Source organism: Paenibacillus timonensis (assembly GCF_022427145.1).
Lineage (GTDB): Bacteria > Bacillota > Bacilli > Paenibacillales > Paenibacillaceae > Fontibacillus > Fontibacillus timonensis.
The window spans coordinates 15,597-31,076 of record NZ_JAKSXN010000045.1 but is presented as its reverse complement, the minus strand read 5'-3'; the positions used below and the strand labels follow the sequence as shown (position 1 = coordinate 31,076).

The following is a 15,480-nucleotide window of genomic DNA, read 5'->3' as shown; positions in this document are numbered from 1 at the left end:
GGAGGGCACAATCCATTGAAACAAATCATCAAAGTTGCCATGCCCAAGGGGCGTATTTATAAAAAAGCGTCCGCCTTGTTCCGCGAGGCGGGGATCGAGATTCCGGACGACGTGGACGAAACGCGCAAGCTGGTGATTCCGCTGCCGGACATCGGCATGGAGTTTATCCTGGCAAAGCCGGTCGACGTGCCGACTTACGTGGAATACGGGGTGGCCGATATCGGTATCGTCGGCAAGGACGTGCTGATGGAGGAGAACCGGGACGTTTACGAGCTGCTCGATCTGGGCATTGCGCGCTGCCGGATGTCGGTGATTGCGCTGCCGGAGTGGAAGCCCGGGATCCAACAGCGGGTCGCAACGAAATATCCGAACGTGGCGTCGCAATTTTTTCGTGAGCAAGGGCAGCAGGTCGAGGTGATCAAGCTGAACGGTTCGATCGAGCTGGCTCCGCTGATCGGACTCGCCGACCGGATCGTCGACATGGTCGAAACCGGGCAGACGCTCAAGGAGAACGGACTGGTCGAGATGGAGAAGATTTTTGATATTACCAGCCGCCTGGTGGCCAACCGCGTCAGCTACCGCATGAAGAACGCCGAGATCCAGGCCGTCTGCGATGCGCTGAGCAAGGTGATTCGGCGGGATGAGGTTAAACAGGCTTAGGTTAGGCGAAGAACGAGATAAGTGATGAAGAAAGCAGGGGGATGCCGGATGATGAAACTGGTATCGGCACAAGATTTTGATTTGCGGCGGGAAGTGGAATACGGCTCGCCGGAACAGAACGAAGCGGTAAAGACGATCGTGCAGGCGGTCAAAGCGGAAGGCGATGCGGCCTTGCTCCGGTACACGGAGCAATTTGACGGCATGAAGCTGGAGGCATCCGGGCTGCGCGTGACGAAGGAGGAGCTGCAGGCGGCATATCAGGCCGTGGAGCCCTCGTTCGTCACGGCAATCCGGGGGGCGGCCGAGAATATCCGGGCGTTTCATGCCCGGCAGAAGCGGAACTCCTGGATGGATTTGCAGCCGGACGGAAGCTTGCTCGGACAGATCATTCGGCCGTTGAAGCGCGTCGGGGTTTACGTTCCCGGCGGGAAGGCGGCTTACCCTTCTTCCGTGCTCATGAACGTGATCCCCGCGCAGGTGGCGGGCGTGCCGGAGATCGTGATGGTGACGCCGCCGGCCACGGGCGGCAAAGCCGGGATCGACCCGTACATCCTCGTGGCCGCGGCGGAAGCCGGCGTGCACGAAATCTATCGGGTCGGAGGGGCCCAAGCGATTGCCGCGCTCGCGTACGGCACCGCCACGATCCGGCCCGTCGATAAGATCTGCGGGCCGGGTAACATCTACGTCGCGCTCGCCAAACGCGAAGTGTACGGCGTCGTCGATATCGACAGCATCGCCGGTCCCAGCGAAATCGCCGTGCTGGCCGACGACAGCGCCGATCCCGCCTATGTGGCGGCGGATCTGCTGTCCCAGGCCGAACACGACGAGATGGCGTCGGCGATCCTCGTGACGCCGTCGGAGACGTTTGCGAAGGCGTGCCAAGCCGAGGTGGAGCGGCAGCTGTCCGCGCTGCCGCGCAAGGCGATCGCCGGAGCTTCGATCGAGCGCTACGGCGCGATCATCCTCGTCGATTCGATCGAAGAGGGAATCGACGTGATCAATCAGCTGGCGCCGGAGCATTTTGAGCTGATCGTGGACAATCCGATGGGCTATCTGGGACGGGTGGAAAATGCCGGGGCGATTTTCCTCGGGCCGTACAGCTCGGAGCCGGTTGGCGATTATTTCGCCGGTCCGAACCATATCATTCCGACCAACGGCACGGCGCGGTTTTCGTCGCCGGTCGATGTGGACGATTTTATCAAGAAATCCAGTCTGATTTACTATAGCAAGGAAGCGCTGCTGGAGAACGGGGCGACGATTATGGAGCTGGCGCGGCGGGAAGGCCTGGAAGGCCATGCCCGGGCGATCGAAGTCCGGCTGCAGCAGGAAGGAAAGGCGGGGAACGAAAATGGCCAATAACCATAACAGGGGAGCAGCGGTACGCCAAGCGAGCGTCAGCCGCAAAACGAACGAAACCGATATCCAGTTGACCTTTGCGGTGGACGGAAGCGGGAGCGCACAGCTGGAGACGGATGTGCCTTTTCTGAACCATATGCTCGATTTGTTCGCCAAGCATGGACATTTTGATCTAGCGGTGCAGGCGCGCGGCGATATTGAGATCGACGACCATCACACGGTGGAGGACATCGGCATTTGCTTGGGTCAGGTCATCCGGGAGGCGTTAGGCGACAAAAAAGGGATCAAACGCTATTCGAGCGTGTTTATTCCGATGGACGAAGCGTTGGCTCAAGTCGTGATCGACGTCAGCAACCGGCCGCATTTCGAATACCGCGCGGAATATCCATCCGACCGGGTCGGCAGCTTCGACGTGCAGCTCGTGCATGAGTTTCTGTGGAAGCTGGCGTTGGAAGCGCGGATCACGCTGCACGTGATCGTGCACTACGGCCAGAACACGCACCACATGATCGAGGCGGTGTTCAAAGCGCTCGGGCGGGCGCTCGATGAGGCATCGGGCATTGATCCGCGCGTCAGCGGGGTGCCTTCGACGAAGGGAGTGCTGTAACACGATGAACATCGCCATCGTCGATTACGGGATGGGCAACCTGCATAGCGTTAGCAAGGCAGTGGAGCGCCTCGGCTACGAAGGACGCGTTACCGCGGACGAGGCGCAGATCCTGGCGGCGGACGGCGTGCTACTGCCGGGCGTCGGGGCTTTCGGCGACGCGATGGAGCACCTGCGCGCGTCGGGCCTGGACGCCGTGGTGCGGCAGGCGGCCGGTCAAGGTGTGCCGCTGCTCGGCATCTGCCTCGGGATGCAACTGCTCTTCGGCGAAAGCGAAGAGCATGGGCGGAACGAGGGGCTGGGCTTGCTGCCGGGCCGTGCGGTGCGGTTTGCGGGCGCCGAAGGGTACAAGGTGCCGCATATGGGCTGGAACCGGCTGGCGTTCCTGCAGCCGGAGAACCCGCTGCTCGCGGGGCTGGAAGAGGGACATGTGTACTTCGTCCACTCTTACCACGTGTTAGCCGAGCAGCAAGAGGATGTGCTGGCCGTGACCGATTACGGCCACCCGGTAACCGCCATCGTCGGCCGCGGCAACGTCTTCGGGATGCAGTTCCATCCCGAGAAGAGCGGTGAGCTCGGTATGGCGCTGCTGCGCAACTTCCTGACGCTGGTGGAGCGGCGGCAGGCTTAGGTAGGCTGGAGGCGCTGAATTGCTGAAATGCTGAATTGCTGAAAGTACTGAAGTGCTGAAAGTACTGAAGTGCTGAAAGTACTGAAGTGCTGAAGTGCCGAAGTGCTGGAGCGTGAAATGCTGAATTGCTGAAAGTATTGAAGTGGTAAATGCCGAAGTGCTGAAATGCTGAATTGCTGAAAGTATTGAAGTGGTAAGTACTAAGTGCTGAGGTTGTGAGTACTAAGATACTGAGGGTAGCCTAAGCCCATAAGCACGAAATTTAGCGGTAATTTATGGCCTTATTTTTGAGGATAGGCAGGCTTAACGGATGATTAGCGGTAAAAAGTGGCGTTATTATGGGGCAAGTTGGGGCAAAATGGATCATTTGGCTTAAATAGCGCCACGAAATACCGCTATTTTGCCCGGAACGCACGATTATGCTGAAATAGCGCCATAAATGACCGTTATTATGCCACCACGGGATATTGAATGTGAGAGTGACGATGAACGGCAGGGGGAGGATCCTATATGTCATCTTTTATTATTTATCCGGCGATCGATATTCGCGGCGGGCAATGCGTGCGCCTGGTCCAAGGCGATTACGACCGCGAAACGGTGTATAACGCGAACCCGGTGGAAGTGGCTCGTTCTTGGGAAGCGCAAGGCGGGTCGTTTATTCATTTGGTCGACTTGGACGGTGCCAAGGCCGGTCACCCGGTCAACGACGAGCTGATCGGCGAAATCGCCCGCAGCGTGCAGGTGCCGGTGCAGGTCGGCGGCGGGCTGCGAACGCTGGACGACGTCAAGCGCCTGTTGTCGCTGGGCGTGAGCCGGGTTATCCTCGGGACGGCGGCGATCGAGGATCGCGCGTTTACCGAAGCGGTGCTGGGCACCTACGGCGACCGGGTCGCGATCGGCATCGATGCCCGCAACGGCTTCGTCGCCACGCGCGGCTGGCTGGAAACTTCCGAGGTGCAGGCCGAAGCACTGGCGAAGGAATTGGCCGCCAAAGGGGCAGAAACGTTTATCTTTACCGACATTTCCCGCGACGGGATGATGCAAGGTCCCAACGTGGATGCGATTCTGTCGCTGGCCCAGGCGTCCGGCAAGACGGTGATCGCTTCCGGAGGCGTGACGGTGCAGGACGACTTGCTGCGGTTGGCCGCGCATGCCGATCAGGGCATCGGCGGAGCCATCGTCGGCAAAGCGCTGTACACCGGTAACATCGATTTGGCCCAGGCGCTCGCGGCGATCGGGGCTTTGAACTAAACGAAGCACAGAAAGGAAGTCGAACCAGCATGCTCGCAAAGCGAATTATTCCCTGCCTCGACGTGAAGGACGGGCGGGTCGTCAAAGGCGTGAATTTTGTGAACCTGCGCGATGCCGGCGATCCGGTAGAGCTGGCGGCGTTGTATGATCGGGAGGGGGCGGATGAGCTCGTGTTCCTGGATATCTCCGCTTCGCATGAAGGACGGGCCACGATGGTCGAAGTCGTGAAGCAAACGGCCGGCGAAATTGCCATTCCGTTTACGGTCGGCGGCGGGATCTCCCAGGTGGACGATATGAAGCGCCTGCTGCGGGCCGGAGCCGATAAGATCGGCATCAATACGGCGGCGGTGGTGAACCCCGAGCTGATCTCGGACGGGGCGCGCCGCTTCGGCTCCCAGTGCATCGTGGTGGCGGTCGATGCCAAGTTTAACGCCGAATGGGGCGAATGGGAAGTGTACACTCACGGCGGACGCAAACCGACGGGCATCCGGGCGCTGGCCTGGGTGCAGGAAGCCGAGAAGCGGGGTGCTGGGGAAATTTTACTGACGAGCATGGACGCCGACGGCACCAAGGACGGATTCGATCTGCCGCTGACGAGCGCGGTGAGCCGGACGGTGGGGATTCCGGTCATCGCCTCCGGCGGGGCCGGGAAGGTGAGCGATTTTTACGAGGTGTTTACCGAAGGACAGGCGGATGCGGCGCTGGCGGCGACGATTTTTCACTACAAAGAAATTGCGGTACCGGATTTGAAACAAGAGCTGAAAGCCAAAGGGGTGGAAATACGATGAACGTGGGGGATCAACAACCGCTGCAATTATCGCTATCTATAGAGGAATTGGAGCAGGCGGTGAAGTGGGATGCGTCCGGACTCGTTCCGGCCATCGTTCAGGAGGCAGGCAGCAAGGAAGTGTTGATGCTGGCTTACATGAACCGCGAATCGCTGCGCAAGTCGGTCGAGACCGGGCTGACCTGGTTCTGGAGCCGGTCGCGGGCCGAGCTGTGGAACAAAGGGGCGACCTCCGGCAACACCCAGCGGATTACGGCTTTGAAATACGATTGCGATGGGGACACGCTGCTGGTTGAGGTGATCGCGAACGGGCCGGCTTGCCATACCGGGGAGCCGACGTGCTTCTATCGGACAGCGGCTGCGACCGCTGAGGCAGCGGCAGCCTCGGAGGGGACCGGAAGCGGCGGGGCCGATGAACGGTTCAAGGTGCTCGCCGAGCTGGAGCAACTGATTGCCGAGCGTTACGCAGAGCGTCCGGAAGGGGCCTATACAACGTATCTATTCGAGAAGGGCATCGATAAAATCCTCAAAAAGGTTGGCGAAGAAACCGCCGAGTCGATCATTGCGGCCAAAAACGGCGACAATGACGAACTCCGGTACGAAGTCAGCGACTTAATCTATCACCTGCTCGTGCTGCTGCGCGAGCGCAATCTGCCGTTGGACGAAATCATGCAGGAGCTGGAGCGGCGCCATGAGCGGCCGCGGCGCGACTAGAACGGGGGCGTGAATCCATGCTGATCGATTACCATACGCATCACGAACGCTGCGGGCATGCCGTCGGCGCATTGGAGGAATACGTTCGCCGGGGCATCGAGATCGGCTTGTCCCAGCTGGGCGTCTCCGACCATATGCCGCTGCTGCATGTCGATCCGGCCACGTATTATCCGGAAATGGCCATGCCGATGGAGGAACTGCCGCGATACGTCGAGGAGGCTTTTCGGCTGAAAGAGAAATACCGCGGGCAAATCGACGTCCGGGTCGGCCTGGAAGGCGACTATATCGAAGGCTGGGAGGAACGCATCGAATCCATCATCAAGGCCTATCCTTGGGATTATGTGATCGGGTCGGTGCATTTTCTCGGGGAATGGGACGTGTCGGATTTCCGCCAGGTGCACAACTGGGAAAGCCAGGACGTGTTTGCGGTGTATGAGCGGTATTATGATGCCGTGACGAAAGCCGCGCAAACCGGGTTCTACGATTTCCTCGGCCACCTCGACGTCATCAAGCGGTTCGGGTACAAGCCGGGTCCGGAGCTGGAGGAAGAAACGATCCGGCTGGAGCGAAAGACCTTGGCCGCCGTGAAGGAAGCCGGGATCGCGATGGAGCTCAACGCCTCGGGGTTGTCCAAGCCGTGCGCCGAGATGTTTCCGAGCGAACGGATTTTACGGGCTGCGATCGAGATGGGGATACCGCTCACCGTCGGGTCGGACGCCCATGATCCGTTGAAGCTGAGTGAACACCTGGAACAGGCACGCACCCTGCTGTATAACCTGGGCGTGCGGGAGCTGGCGACCTTCGAAGGACGCCGGCGAACAATGATTCCCCTGGCGGCCGGGAAATAAGCCGGCATTGAAGGAAGGTGCGGCGCTGGACGCCAACCTCGAATCCATGTACGATTAAAGAGAAAGCATGTCCAAGTCTTAAATAAGGATTCGGGAGGATGTTATGGAAGCCAAAATGCGCATGTTTTCCGGTTCGTCCAATCCGAAGCTGGTGTCGGATATCTGCGGCCGGTTAGGAATCGAACCTGGGAAAGTGAAGTTGTCGCGCTTCAAAAGCGGAGAAATTTATGTGCATTATGAGGAAAGTATCCGTAATTTCGACGTGTTTCTCGTACAGTCGTTATCCCACCCAATCAATGAGCTGTTCGTCGAGCTGCTGGTGATGATCGATGCAGCGAAAAGGGCTTCTGCTCGAACGATCAACGTCATCATGCCCTATTACGGTTACGCCCGGCAGGAGCGCAAATCCGCGCCGCGTGAGCCGATTTCGGCCAAGATGCTGGCGGATGTCCTGACGACGGCGGGGGCGAACCGGGTCGTGACGATCGATTTGCACGCGCCGGCGATCCAAGGCTTCTTCAACATCCCGGTCGATCATTTGACCGCGTTGGACTTGATGACCGACTATCTTCGGGCTCAGCAGATCCCGAATCCCGTGATCGTCTCTCCGGATGCGGGACGCGCCTCGATGGCGGAGAAGCTGGCCAACGGGCTGGACTCGCCGTTTGCGATCATGATCAAGAAGCGCCCTACGCACAACGAGTCGGTGATCACGCATGTGATCGGCGACGTAGCCGGGCATACGCCGATCATCATCGAGGATTTGATCGATACCGGCACCACGATCGTCAACGTGGTGGAAGGCCTGAAGGAACGGGGCGCGGCGGATGCTTACGTGTGCGCGACGCATGGGCTCTTTTCCGAAAATGCGCTGGAGAAGCTTCAGCATCCCAACATCCGCCAAGTGGTAGTTACCGATTCGATCGCGCAGCCGGAATTGCATTCCTCGCATGTGCAGGTGCTCTCGGTAGCTCCGATGCTGGCTAGGGCCACGCAGTTTATTCTGGAGGGCGGATCGATTGCCGCTCTGTTCAAGGATCGGGGCATTTAGCCGCCGAATGATTTCAAGTAAATAGCCGCCTTAAGGCGGCTTTTTTGTTTGCCTTTGAAGCAGGCAGGGCTCTAGCGTTTCTTCGCGGCTTTCGCTTCTCGCATCCGGCGGTTTTCCTCCACCCGGAAGAGAACGACTCGGCGAATCAAGTCCAGCGGCAGCGGCTGGTCCAAGGGAAATTGAACGGACCCTTTGCCGCCCTTATAAACGGACAGCTCCTCAGCAAATTCCTCCGTACCGCTCGGCGTTGGGTAAAAGCCGATGTGGTTCTTAAAGGCCGCGAAATGCACCAAGTTTCTGCCATCCGTCTCAAACGTCGGCATTTGATAACTGATTTTCTCGACCGCGTCGGGGGCAGCTTCTCGGACCACTTTGCGGATTTGCTGCAGCCTGTCCTGAATCTCCGGCGGGACTTGGGCGATATATTCGTCAATCGTGGCAAACGGGGGCTTATTCGCTTCCATCGTTCTGCAGAGACCTCCTTAACTTTAACGGTGCCGTACGGGCATCTTGTTTATTTTCGTTTTCTCGTATTACTGAATATGGACCAGATGACATAAGCCACAAGGGCAAGGAATAATGCGGAGACGATGATGTTTTCCCAAACAAAAGTCAAATGCATGATGGAAATAACTCCTTTCTCTGCAAACATCTTATTTATTCGGCTGCGGGAGGCGGTTTTCCTTCCGGCTTCGGCTTATCCGTTATTTTCCGCCAGGATTCCCCGTGGGAGGACAGCTTCTCCTATGTTATACTGTGGAATGGAGAGTTTACCTGAGGGTGCGGGAAGTAGACTTAGAAGAATGAATTCAGAGGAGGTGCCTTGCTTGAACGAAAAAAAGCGACCGGCCAAAACCAAACGGGGGAAAGTGCTGCCCATCTCGATGGATGCGGGGTTTTTCTTCGAGAGAGCTGTCTCATCGTTGGACCGCTATCGCTATGACAAGGCATTGAAATATTTTCGCAAAGCCGTGGAATACGAGCCGGGCAACCCGGTGAACCACTGCAATATGGCTGGGATTTTATCGGAAATGGGAGATTACGAAGCTTCCAACGAGGTATTGAACACCGTACTGACGGAGATCGATCCGTCCATGACGGAATGTTATTTCTACATGGCGAACAACTACGCCAATATGGATCATTTCGAAGCGGCGGAAGAGGCGCTCATCCACTATTTGGAGCAGGATGAACACGGCCAGTTTCTGAGCGAGGCCGAAGAGATGATCGATCTGCTGCAATACGAACTGGACCGGCCGACCCAATTGAAGAGCATCAAATCCCGGCATGGCGTCTACGAGCATGATCAGGCTCGCGCCTTGCTGGAAGAGGGCAAGTTCGCTCAAGCCGTTAAAATGCTGGAGGAGCTGGTGCGGAACCGGCCCGATTTCCTGGCGGCCCGCAACAATCTGGCCTTGGGTTATTACTACCTGGGATTGTTCCGCAAAGCGATGGATACGGTGGGAGAGGTACTGGCTCAGGATCCCGGCAATTTGCACGGCTTGTGCAATCTGGCGATTTTTTATCAGCATGAAGGGAACGATGAAGCGCTGGAGGAGCTGGCCGGACGATTGGAAAATATCGTGCCCTTCCACCAGGAACACGTATTCAAGCTGGCGACGACAATGGGCATCTTGGGTCGTCATGAAGCCGCCTTTGGCCACTTCAAACGGCTGCTGCGCAGCGAGGAGACGGCCTTGGATGCCAGCTTATACCACTACGCGGCAGTGGCTGCCTACCATACGGGCCGGCACTCGGAAGCGGAGCAACTGTGGAGCACGGGCAAAAGGCTGGATCCCGGCTCGAGCGTGCCGGACTATTACTTGAACTGTCTTGCCAAGGAGCGCGAGCATCCCGAGGCGGGGCCGTTTCCGGTGAATTATCAGTACCTGCTGCCGTTCGAGGAGCAAATGAAGCGCTGGGAGATATCGGAGGACGGCATCCCGGTTGATTTGAAGGAAAATCCGCTGATTCGCTCCTCGTTCTTCTGGGCACTGCGTCATGGGGATGCGAAAACGAAGCTCCAAGTGATCCAGGCGCTGGGCCTGATCGCCGACCGGGAGGTTGAAGAAGCGCTGCAAGCCTTTCTGCTCGAACCGGAGGAAGATGCCTACCTGAAAGAAATGGCTTTGTTCGTCCTTCGGAATCTCGGCGTGAGCCGGCCGCTGCCCGTTCGATCCGGAACGACGACGACCATGATCGATCCAAGCCGCGTGACGACGGAGCTGCCGGTATGGCGGAGCGAATGGCAGGCGGTCGTTGATCTGGCAATGGAGCGAATGAAGCGAAGCTTCGACCTTCAGCAGCAGCATGATATGGAGACCTTGTGGGCGGATTTTCTCACCCGGTTATACCCGGATACGCCGACGGTCTCCCATTTGGAGGGCTGGGCCGCGGCACTCGAGTATTTGACGGCCAAAATGCACGGCCAATCCGTCACCTACGAGCAGGTGGCGCAGAAATACAATATTTCGGCATCGACCGCGCGCCGCTACGTGCAACGGGTGGATGAGGTGTGCGGCGTGAAGGAGAAAATCGCGGCGATTTTTCCTTCGGTCCAATAGTTTGCGGGTAAAGGAAGTCCAACTTGGGGAAAATTTGATGGAGCATTCCATTTACATAGGAATCGAGGGTCGATCTATTTCCTAGGAACCAAGGAGGTACGAACGTATGCACAAAGTGTTGGTGATCGGTACGGGGCCGGCCGGACTTACGGCGGCGATTTATTTAGCGCGGGCGAACCTGAGCCCGATTGTCATCGAAGGCCTGGAGCCCGGCGGCCAATTGACCACGACGACGGAAGTGGAGAACTTCCCGGGCTTCCCGGAGGGCATCATGGGGCCCGAGCTGATGGATAACATGCGCAAGCAAGCGGAACGCTTCGGTGCGGAATTTCGGAACGGCTGGGTCGAGCAGGTCGATTTCTCGAAACGGCCGTTTCAGGTGACGCTGGAGGGCGGCCAGGTCCTGGAGTCCGAAACGGTCATCTTGTCGACGGGTGCGTCGGCAAAGTATCTGGGCATTCCCGGCGAGCAGGAGAACGTGGGCCGAGGGGTCAGCACCTGCGCGACCTGCGACGGATTCTTTTTCCGCGGCAAAAAACTTCTTGTCGTCGGCGGCGGCGACTCCGCGATGGAGGAAGCAAATTTCCTGACGCGATTTGCCACGGAGGTGACGATCGTGCATCGCCGGGAGGAGCTGCGCGCCTCCAAAATCATGCAGGATCGCGCGAAGGCCAACGAGAAAATCCGCTGGGCGCTGAACCGCACGCCGCTGGAAGTGGTGACAGAAGAGGGCGGCAAGGTGAAGGGCCTGAAGGTACGGAACAATGCCGGAGGTCAGGAGGAGCTGCTGGAAGCGGACGGGGTGTTCGTGGCGATCGGCCATACGCCCAATACGAAGTTCCTCGGCGGGGCGGTGGCGACCGACGAACACGGCTATATCGTTGTTAAGCCGGGAACGACGGAGACGAACGTACCGGGCGTATTCGCTTGCGGTGACGTGCAGGACACGCGTTACCGCCAAGCGATCACCGCGGCCGGGTCCGGCTGCATGGCGGCGATGGACTGCGAGAAATTCCTGGAGGGCAGCATGGTGCACGATTGGAGCGGCCCGACGGGGAGTTGAGCTTGTGGATGAAAGGGAAACGCAGATCAGGTCAGTTCAGGTCAGTTCAGATCGTGAACTGGCCTAAATCTATGCGAAAAATCGAGTATAATTTGACAATTTCGGCGATTTCAAAGGAATGTATACGAAATTTCATACAGATTTTGGCGAGCACCCGACGAAACCCTAGAATCTATATGAAAAACCGAATACAATCCGGATTTTTCGCCGTCAGAGCCGTATTGTATGCGAAAAATCGAATATAACGATCCGTTAATACACAAAAGGACGCCGCGCGGCGTCCTTTTATACGTTTTCGTGTGAGCTTATTAGATCCAGCCATTCTCCTCCGCAAGGCGCACTGCCTCGATACGGCTTTTGACCTCCAGCTTGTTCAAAATTTCCGAAATATAATTGCGGACCGTTCCGTAGGATAAGTGCAAGGTGCCGGCGATTTCTCCAGCGGTGCGGCCTTCGGCGGCCAGCCGCAGGATCTCTTGTTCGCGGGCGGTCAGGGGATTGTCCCGGCGGAGGCTGCCGAAAACAAGCTCCGGCGAAGCCTCGCGATGGCCGGCCATTACCCGGCGTATCGCTTCCGCCAGACGGTCGCTGGACTCGTCCTTGAGCAGGTAGCCCTGGACGCCGGTTTTGACGGCTCGCTCGAAGTAACCCGGCCGGGCGAACGTCGTCAGGATGATGACGCGGCACGGCGACCCCTGCGCCTGCAGCTTTTCGGCCACCTCGAGCCCGCTCATCAGCGGCATTTCGATGTCCATCAGGCAGATATCCGGCCGAAGGGTCTCGATAAGTGCAAGCGCCCCGGCCCCGTCCCCGGCCTGACCGACGACCTCAAAGTCGTCCTCCAGGTCGAGCAGGGAAGCAAGCGCTCCCCGCAACATGCGTTGATCCTCGGCAATGACGATGCGAATCATGCCGTTTCACCTTCTTTGCTGGCTTCTTTTACGATGAGCGGGATGGCGATCCGCAGCCGGATGCCCCGGCCGGAGCCGGATTCAGGGCTTCCCGGGCGCCCTAGGCTCCCCGGACCGACGGTTAATGCGCCGTCGATGAGCGACAATCGCTCGGCCATGCCCTTCAGGCCGTTCCCCCCGACGCTGTCGCCCGGCGGCGAGGACGCCCCGTCGCCGCCGCCCCCGTTCCGTGCAGACAAGCCGATCCCGTTGTCCTCGATCTGGAGCCGCACCTCGGCGGGGGCGATCTCGATCGTGACGGCGCAGCGCGTGGCCCGGCTGTGCTTGACGATGTTCGTCACCGCCTCTTTGATGCAGAGGCTGACGATGTTCTGCGTCAAGTCCGACACGCCGGTCAACCGCGGATCGCCCTCCACGTCAAAGGCGATGTCGGCCGCGCGCAGGATTTCGCCGGCTTCGGCCAGCGCCTCGGCGACCGTGACGGCCCGCATGTCGGAGACGAGCTCTCGTACCTGCCGCAGCGCCGCCCGGGAGGTGCGCTGGATTTCCCGCGCCTCGGCCTGGGCCCGTTCGGCGTCTTTGGCCGCGAGCTTCTCGACGAGCTGGCTTTTGAGCGTGATCAGGGATAACGTATGCCCTAGCGTATCGTGTAAATCGCGGGCAATCCGCATGCGTTCCTCGCGCTTGACCAGCTCCTTGATTTGCTCATTCGCCCGATCAAGCTCCTGCTCCAGATGCTGCCGTCGCGCCATCGAACGGATGCCGTAGGGCATCACCAGCATGATGAGCAGAAAAGGCACCAGGAACGGCAGGTCGCTGGCCACGAGGTCCCGGTAGCCAATCAGGAGCGACAGCACCTGCACCGTGGCAAAGCAAGCTATCGCGACATTAAACTTCTTATGGTCAGTGTACCAGCCGATAAAGTTCGAGGTGAAGAAGCCCAAATAGAAGTTGTACGGACTATAGAACGCGCAGAGCGCTAGAATGAGCCCCAATTGCAGTGCAAGCCACAGATTAAATATTTTGCCGGTGGCCCAATATAACTGGCGGTACGTCACCGCAAAGAGGGCAACCATCGCATAGCCGATGAACAGCTTAATCCCGTGCTCCCCGCGAATATTAACGATGGGAAGGATCAGATAAATCGGCCAGATGTAAGGGAACCAACCGTATTTTTTCGGAAAAAATTCGAACCTGCCCAACCGCATGTTTCATTACACCGCTTCCTGTTTTTTTCGGATATATGTGGATAGTACCATAAACAGAAAGAGGTAGCCCAGCAAAATCAGCACGTTGCGCCAGCTCGGCGCATCCCCCTGAACGATCGACCAGGCACCGCCGCCGAACTGGTAGGAAGGCAGCCATTTCCCGATGGCCTGCATGGCCTTAGGCAATACTTCGATCGGCATCCACATGCCGCCCGTCACGGCGAGGGCCAGATACAATACGTTGCTGACGCCGCTCGCCGTATCCACGCGTTTCATTAGCCCGACCAGCGTGCCCAGCGCAAGGAAAGGCAGCGAGGCCGCCACAATCCACAGCCCGCTGTAGATCCAGAGGTGCCAAGGCAGCGATACCCCGTTAATCAAATATCCTGCGATGAAAATAAACACGACGGAAAACAGGTGCATCATCGTTTGACCGAACATTTTGCCGAAAAAGTACACCGGTCCGGGCAGCGGCGTGATTCGCATGAAGGTCGACCAGCCTTGGGTACGCTCCTGCACCAGCCGGATACCGAGCGTCATGATCGCCGACCCCATCACGCTGAACGTTGTCATGGACATGAGGTAATGCGCCTGCCATTCGCCCGGATTATCGGCCCCGGTATTGACCACCCGAGTGAAGATAAAGTAGAACATCACCGGCATTAGCAGCGACCAAAATACATAGTAAGGATTGCGGAACACCCGCAGCATTTCCGCTTTGCATTGCATCGTTATCGTGCGCATCATTAGACTGCCTCCTCTTCGTGATTCGCTGTAAGCTGCTCAAAAGCTTCATCCAGCCGTCCCTGCTCGATCCGTACGTCGTGCACGGGCAGGCCGGCCGTAAACAAGGCGGCCAGCGCCGCGTCCGTGTCCTCCGTCGTTACATGGATACGGCCGTCTTTGCTGTAGCATTCCGCTACGGGGGAGAGCGCCAACAGCCGGCTCTGCAGCTCGAGGCCGTCGCCGTCGGCGAGAAAGGAGACCGAGCGTTTGACGATCCGCGATTTGATCGCTTCCGGCGTGCCATCGGCTACCAGGCTGCCCCGATTGAACAGCAGGATCCGGTCGGCGATATCATCGGCTTCCTGCAGGTAATGTGTCGTGAATACGATCGTCTTCCCTTGCCCGGCCAGCTGGCGGACGCTGTCCCAAAAGCGCCGCCGGGCGGTGATGTCAAGGCCGACCGTCGGTTCGTCGAAGAAGACCAGATCGGGGTTGCCCGCCAAGGCGAGGGCAAAGCCGAGACTGCGTTTTTGCCCGCCGGACAACTTCTCGGCATACCGGTTCAAATCGTCCGGTCCAAGCCCGGTCAGGCGAACCAACTCGGCCAGCTCCATCGGATTCGGATAATAGCTGCGGATGAGCTCCAGCACCTCGCGCACCTTAAGCCGGTCCATCACGCTGACTTCTTGCAGCATCGCGCCGGTCTGCTCGCGGACCGTCCGGTCTTTGGGCGGCTTGCCGAACAGCTTTACGGTCCCGTCGGTGGGCTCAAGCAAGCCAAGGAGCATGGAGACGGCCGTCGTTTTGCCGGCTCCATTCGGACCGAGTATAGCGGTGATGGTGCCTTTGGGAATGCTGAAGGACAGATGATCGACTGCTTTTTTATCCTTAAAGTTTTTGCTGACGCCGCGCATTTCAATTATGGGTTCCACGTAATTTCCCCTCCAATTTTTGGTTCCTCATCGGTTAACTCTAGAATAATGGAACGCTCCGAACCTCGTTAGTAAGGACTGTCATGAGTTGAAGATGACAATTGTCATAAGGAGTTAAGCGGTTACAGGCCACCTCATGACAAGACCCAAAAATAGTTGAACTTTTCCCAA

At 58.3% G+C, this 15,480-nt stretch carries 16 protein-coding genes; 11 read left to right on the top strand and 5 right to left on the bottom strand.

Annotated features, from left to right (window positions below):
- The first annotated feature begins 15 nt into the window (after positions 1-15).
- The 9 genes from hisG (at position 16) to MJ257_RS17325 (ending at position 7,905) form a co-directional block, all read left to right on the top strand.
- Positions 16-660 (top strand): ATP phosphoribosyltransferase, encoded by a 645-nt coding sequence (gene hisG, locus MJ257_RS17365; protein WP_178018875.1) that lies wholly within the window; start codon positions 16-18, stop codon positions 658-660.
- 51 nt (positions 661-711) lie between these two features.
- A complete protein-coding gene (gene hisD / locus MJ257_RS17360; RefSeq protein ID WP_240270432.1) occupies positions 712-2,019 on the top strand; it encodes a histidinol dehydrogenase in 1,308 nt (435 codons plus the stop codon).
- A complete protein-coding gene (gene hisB, locus MJ257_RS17355; protein WP_240270419.1) occupies positions 2,009-2,623 on the top strand; it encodes an imidazoleglycerol-phosphate dehydratase HisB in 615 nt (204 codons plus the stop codon). Before hisD ends, hisB begins: the two co-directional genes overlap by 11 nt.
- 4 nt (positions 2,624-2,627) lie before the next feature.
- Positions 2,628-3,254 carry an imidazole glycerol phosphate synthase subunit HisH gene (gene hisH / locus MJ257_RS17350; RefSeq protein ID WP_240270418.1) on the top strand — a complete coding sequence of 209 codons (627 nt, stop codon included), beginning with the start codon at positions 2,628-2,630 and terminating at the stop codon, positions 3,252-3,254.
- A gap of 510 nt (positions 3,255-3,764) precedes the next feature.
- The gene (gene hisA / locus MJ257_RS17345; protein ID WP_240270417.1) at positions 3,765-4,505 is read left to right on the top strand and encodes a 1-(5-phosphoribosyl)-5-[(5-phosphoribosylamino)methylideneamino]imidazole-4-carboxamide isomerase; all 741 of its coding nucleotides are present in this window, start codon (positions 3,765-3,767) and stop codon (positions 4,503-4,505) included.
- Positions 4,506-4,534: 29 nt separating this feature from the next.
- Positions 4,535-5,293: an imidazole glycerol phosphate synthase subunit HisF gene (hisF, locus tag MJ257_RS17340; protein WP_240270416.1), complete on the top strand. Its 759-nt coding sequence runs from the start codon at positions 4,535-4,537 to the stop codon at positions 5,291-5,293.
- Positions 5,290-6,006: a bifunctional phosphoribosyl-AMP cyclohydrolase/phosphoribosyl-ATP diphosphatase HisIE gene (gene hisIE / locus MJ257_RS17335; RefSeq protein ID WP_240270415.1), complete on the top strand. Its 717-nt coding sequence runs from the start codon at positions 5,290-5,292 to the stop codon at positions 6,004-6,006. The genes hisF and hisIE overlap by 4 nt, the downstream gene beginning before the upstream one ends.
- A 17-nt stretch (positions 6,007-6,023) precedes the next feature.
- The gene (gene hisJ / locus MJ257_RS17330) at positions 6,024-6,854 is read left to right on the top strand and encodes a histidinol-phosphatase HisJ (protein ID WP_240270414.1); all 831 of its coding nucleotides are present in this window, start codon (positions 6,024-6,026) and stop codon (positions 6,852-6,854) included.
- Between the two features lie 103 nt (positions 6,855-6,957).
- Positions 6,958-7,905, top strand: coding sequence for a ribose-phosphate diphosphokinase (locus MJ257_RS17325; protein WP_240270413.1), 948 nt, complete (start codon positions 6,958-6,960; stop codon positions 7,903-7,905).
- Positions 7,906-7,976: 71 nt separating this feature from the next.
- On the opposite strand, the gene MJ257_RS17320 is transcribed toward MJ257_RS17325, so the two are convergent.
- Entirely contained in the window at positions 7,977-8,369 is a 393-nt protein-coding gene (locus MJ257_RS17320) for an iron chaperone (RefSeq protein WP_240270412.1), read from the bottom strand.
- A 363-nt stretch (positions 8,370-8,732) separates the two neighbouring features.
- Between MJ257_RS17320 and MJ257_RS17315 the strand changes: the two genes are divergently transcribed.
- A complete protein-coding gene (locus tag MJ257_RS17315) occupies positions 8,733-10,469 on the top strand; it encodes a tetratricopeptide repeat protein (protein WP_240270411.1) in 1,737 nt (578 codons plus the stop codon).
- A 106-nt stretch (positions 10,470-10,575) separates the two neighbouring features.
- Positions 10,576-11,532, top strand: coding sequence for a thioredoxin-disulfide reductase (gene trxB / locus MJ257_RS17310; RefSeq protein ID WP_240270410.1), 957 nt, complete (start codon positions 10,576-10,578; stop codon positions 11,530-11,532).
- Between the two features lie 308 nt (positions 11,533-11,840).
- Here trxB and MJ257_RS17305 read toward each other — a convergent pair whose 3' ends face one another.
- Genes MJ257_RS17305 through MJ257_RS17290 form a run of 4 tightly spaced genes read right to left on the bottom strand, consistent with a single transcriptional unit; the run spans position 11,841 to position 15,309 of the window.
- Positions 11,841-12,443, bottom strand: a complete 603-nt coding sequence (locus MJ257_RS17305; RefSeq protein ID WP_240270409.1) for a response regulator transcription factor — start codon at positions 12,441-12,443, stop codon at positions 11,841-11,843.
- Complete coding sequence (locus MJ257_RS17300; RefSeq protein ID WP_240270408.1) at positions 12,440-13,651, bottom strand: sensor histidine kinase; 1,212 nt, start codon at positions 13,649-13,651, stop codon at positions 12,440-12,442. The genes MJ257_RS17305 and MJ257_RS17300 overlap by 4 nt, the downstream gene beginning before the upstream one ends.
- Before the next feature lie 6 nt (positions 13,652-13,657).
- Entirely contained in the window at positions 13,658-14,395 is a 738-nt protein-coding gene (locus MJ257_RS17295) for an ABC transporter permease (protein ID WP_155606922.1), read from the bottom strand.
- 2 nt (positions 14,396-14,397) lie between these two features.
- Entirely contained in the window at positions 14,398-15,309 is a 912-nt protein-coding gene (locus tag MJ257_RS17290) for an ABC transporter ATP-binding protein (RefSeq protein WP_240270407.1), read from the bottom strand.
- Between the last annotated feature and the right edge of the window lie 171 nt (positions 15,310-15,480).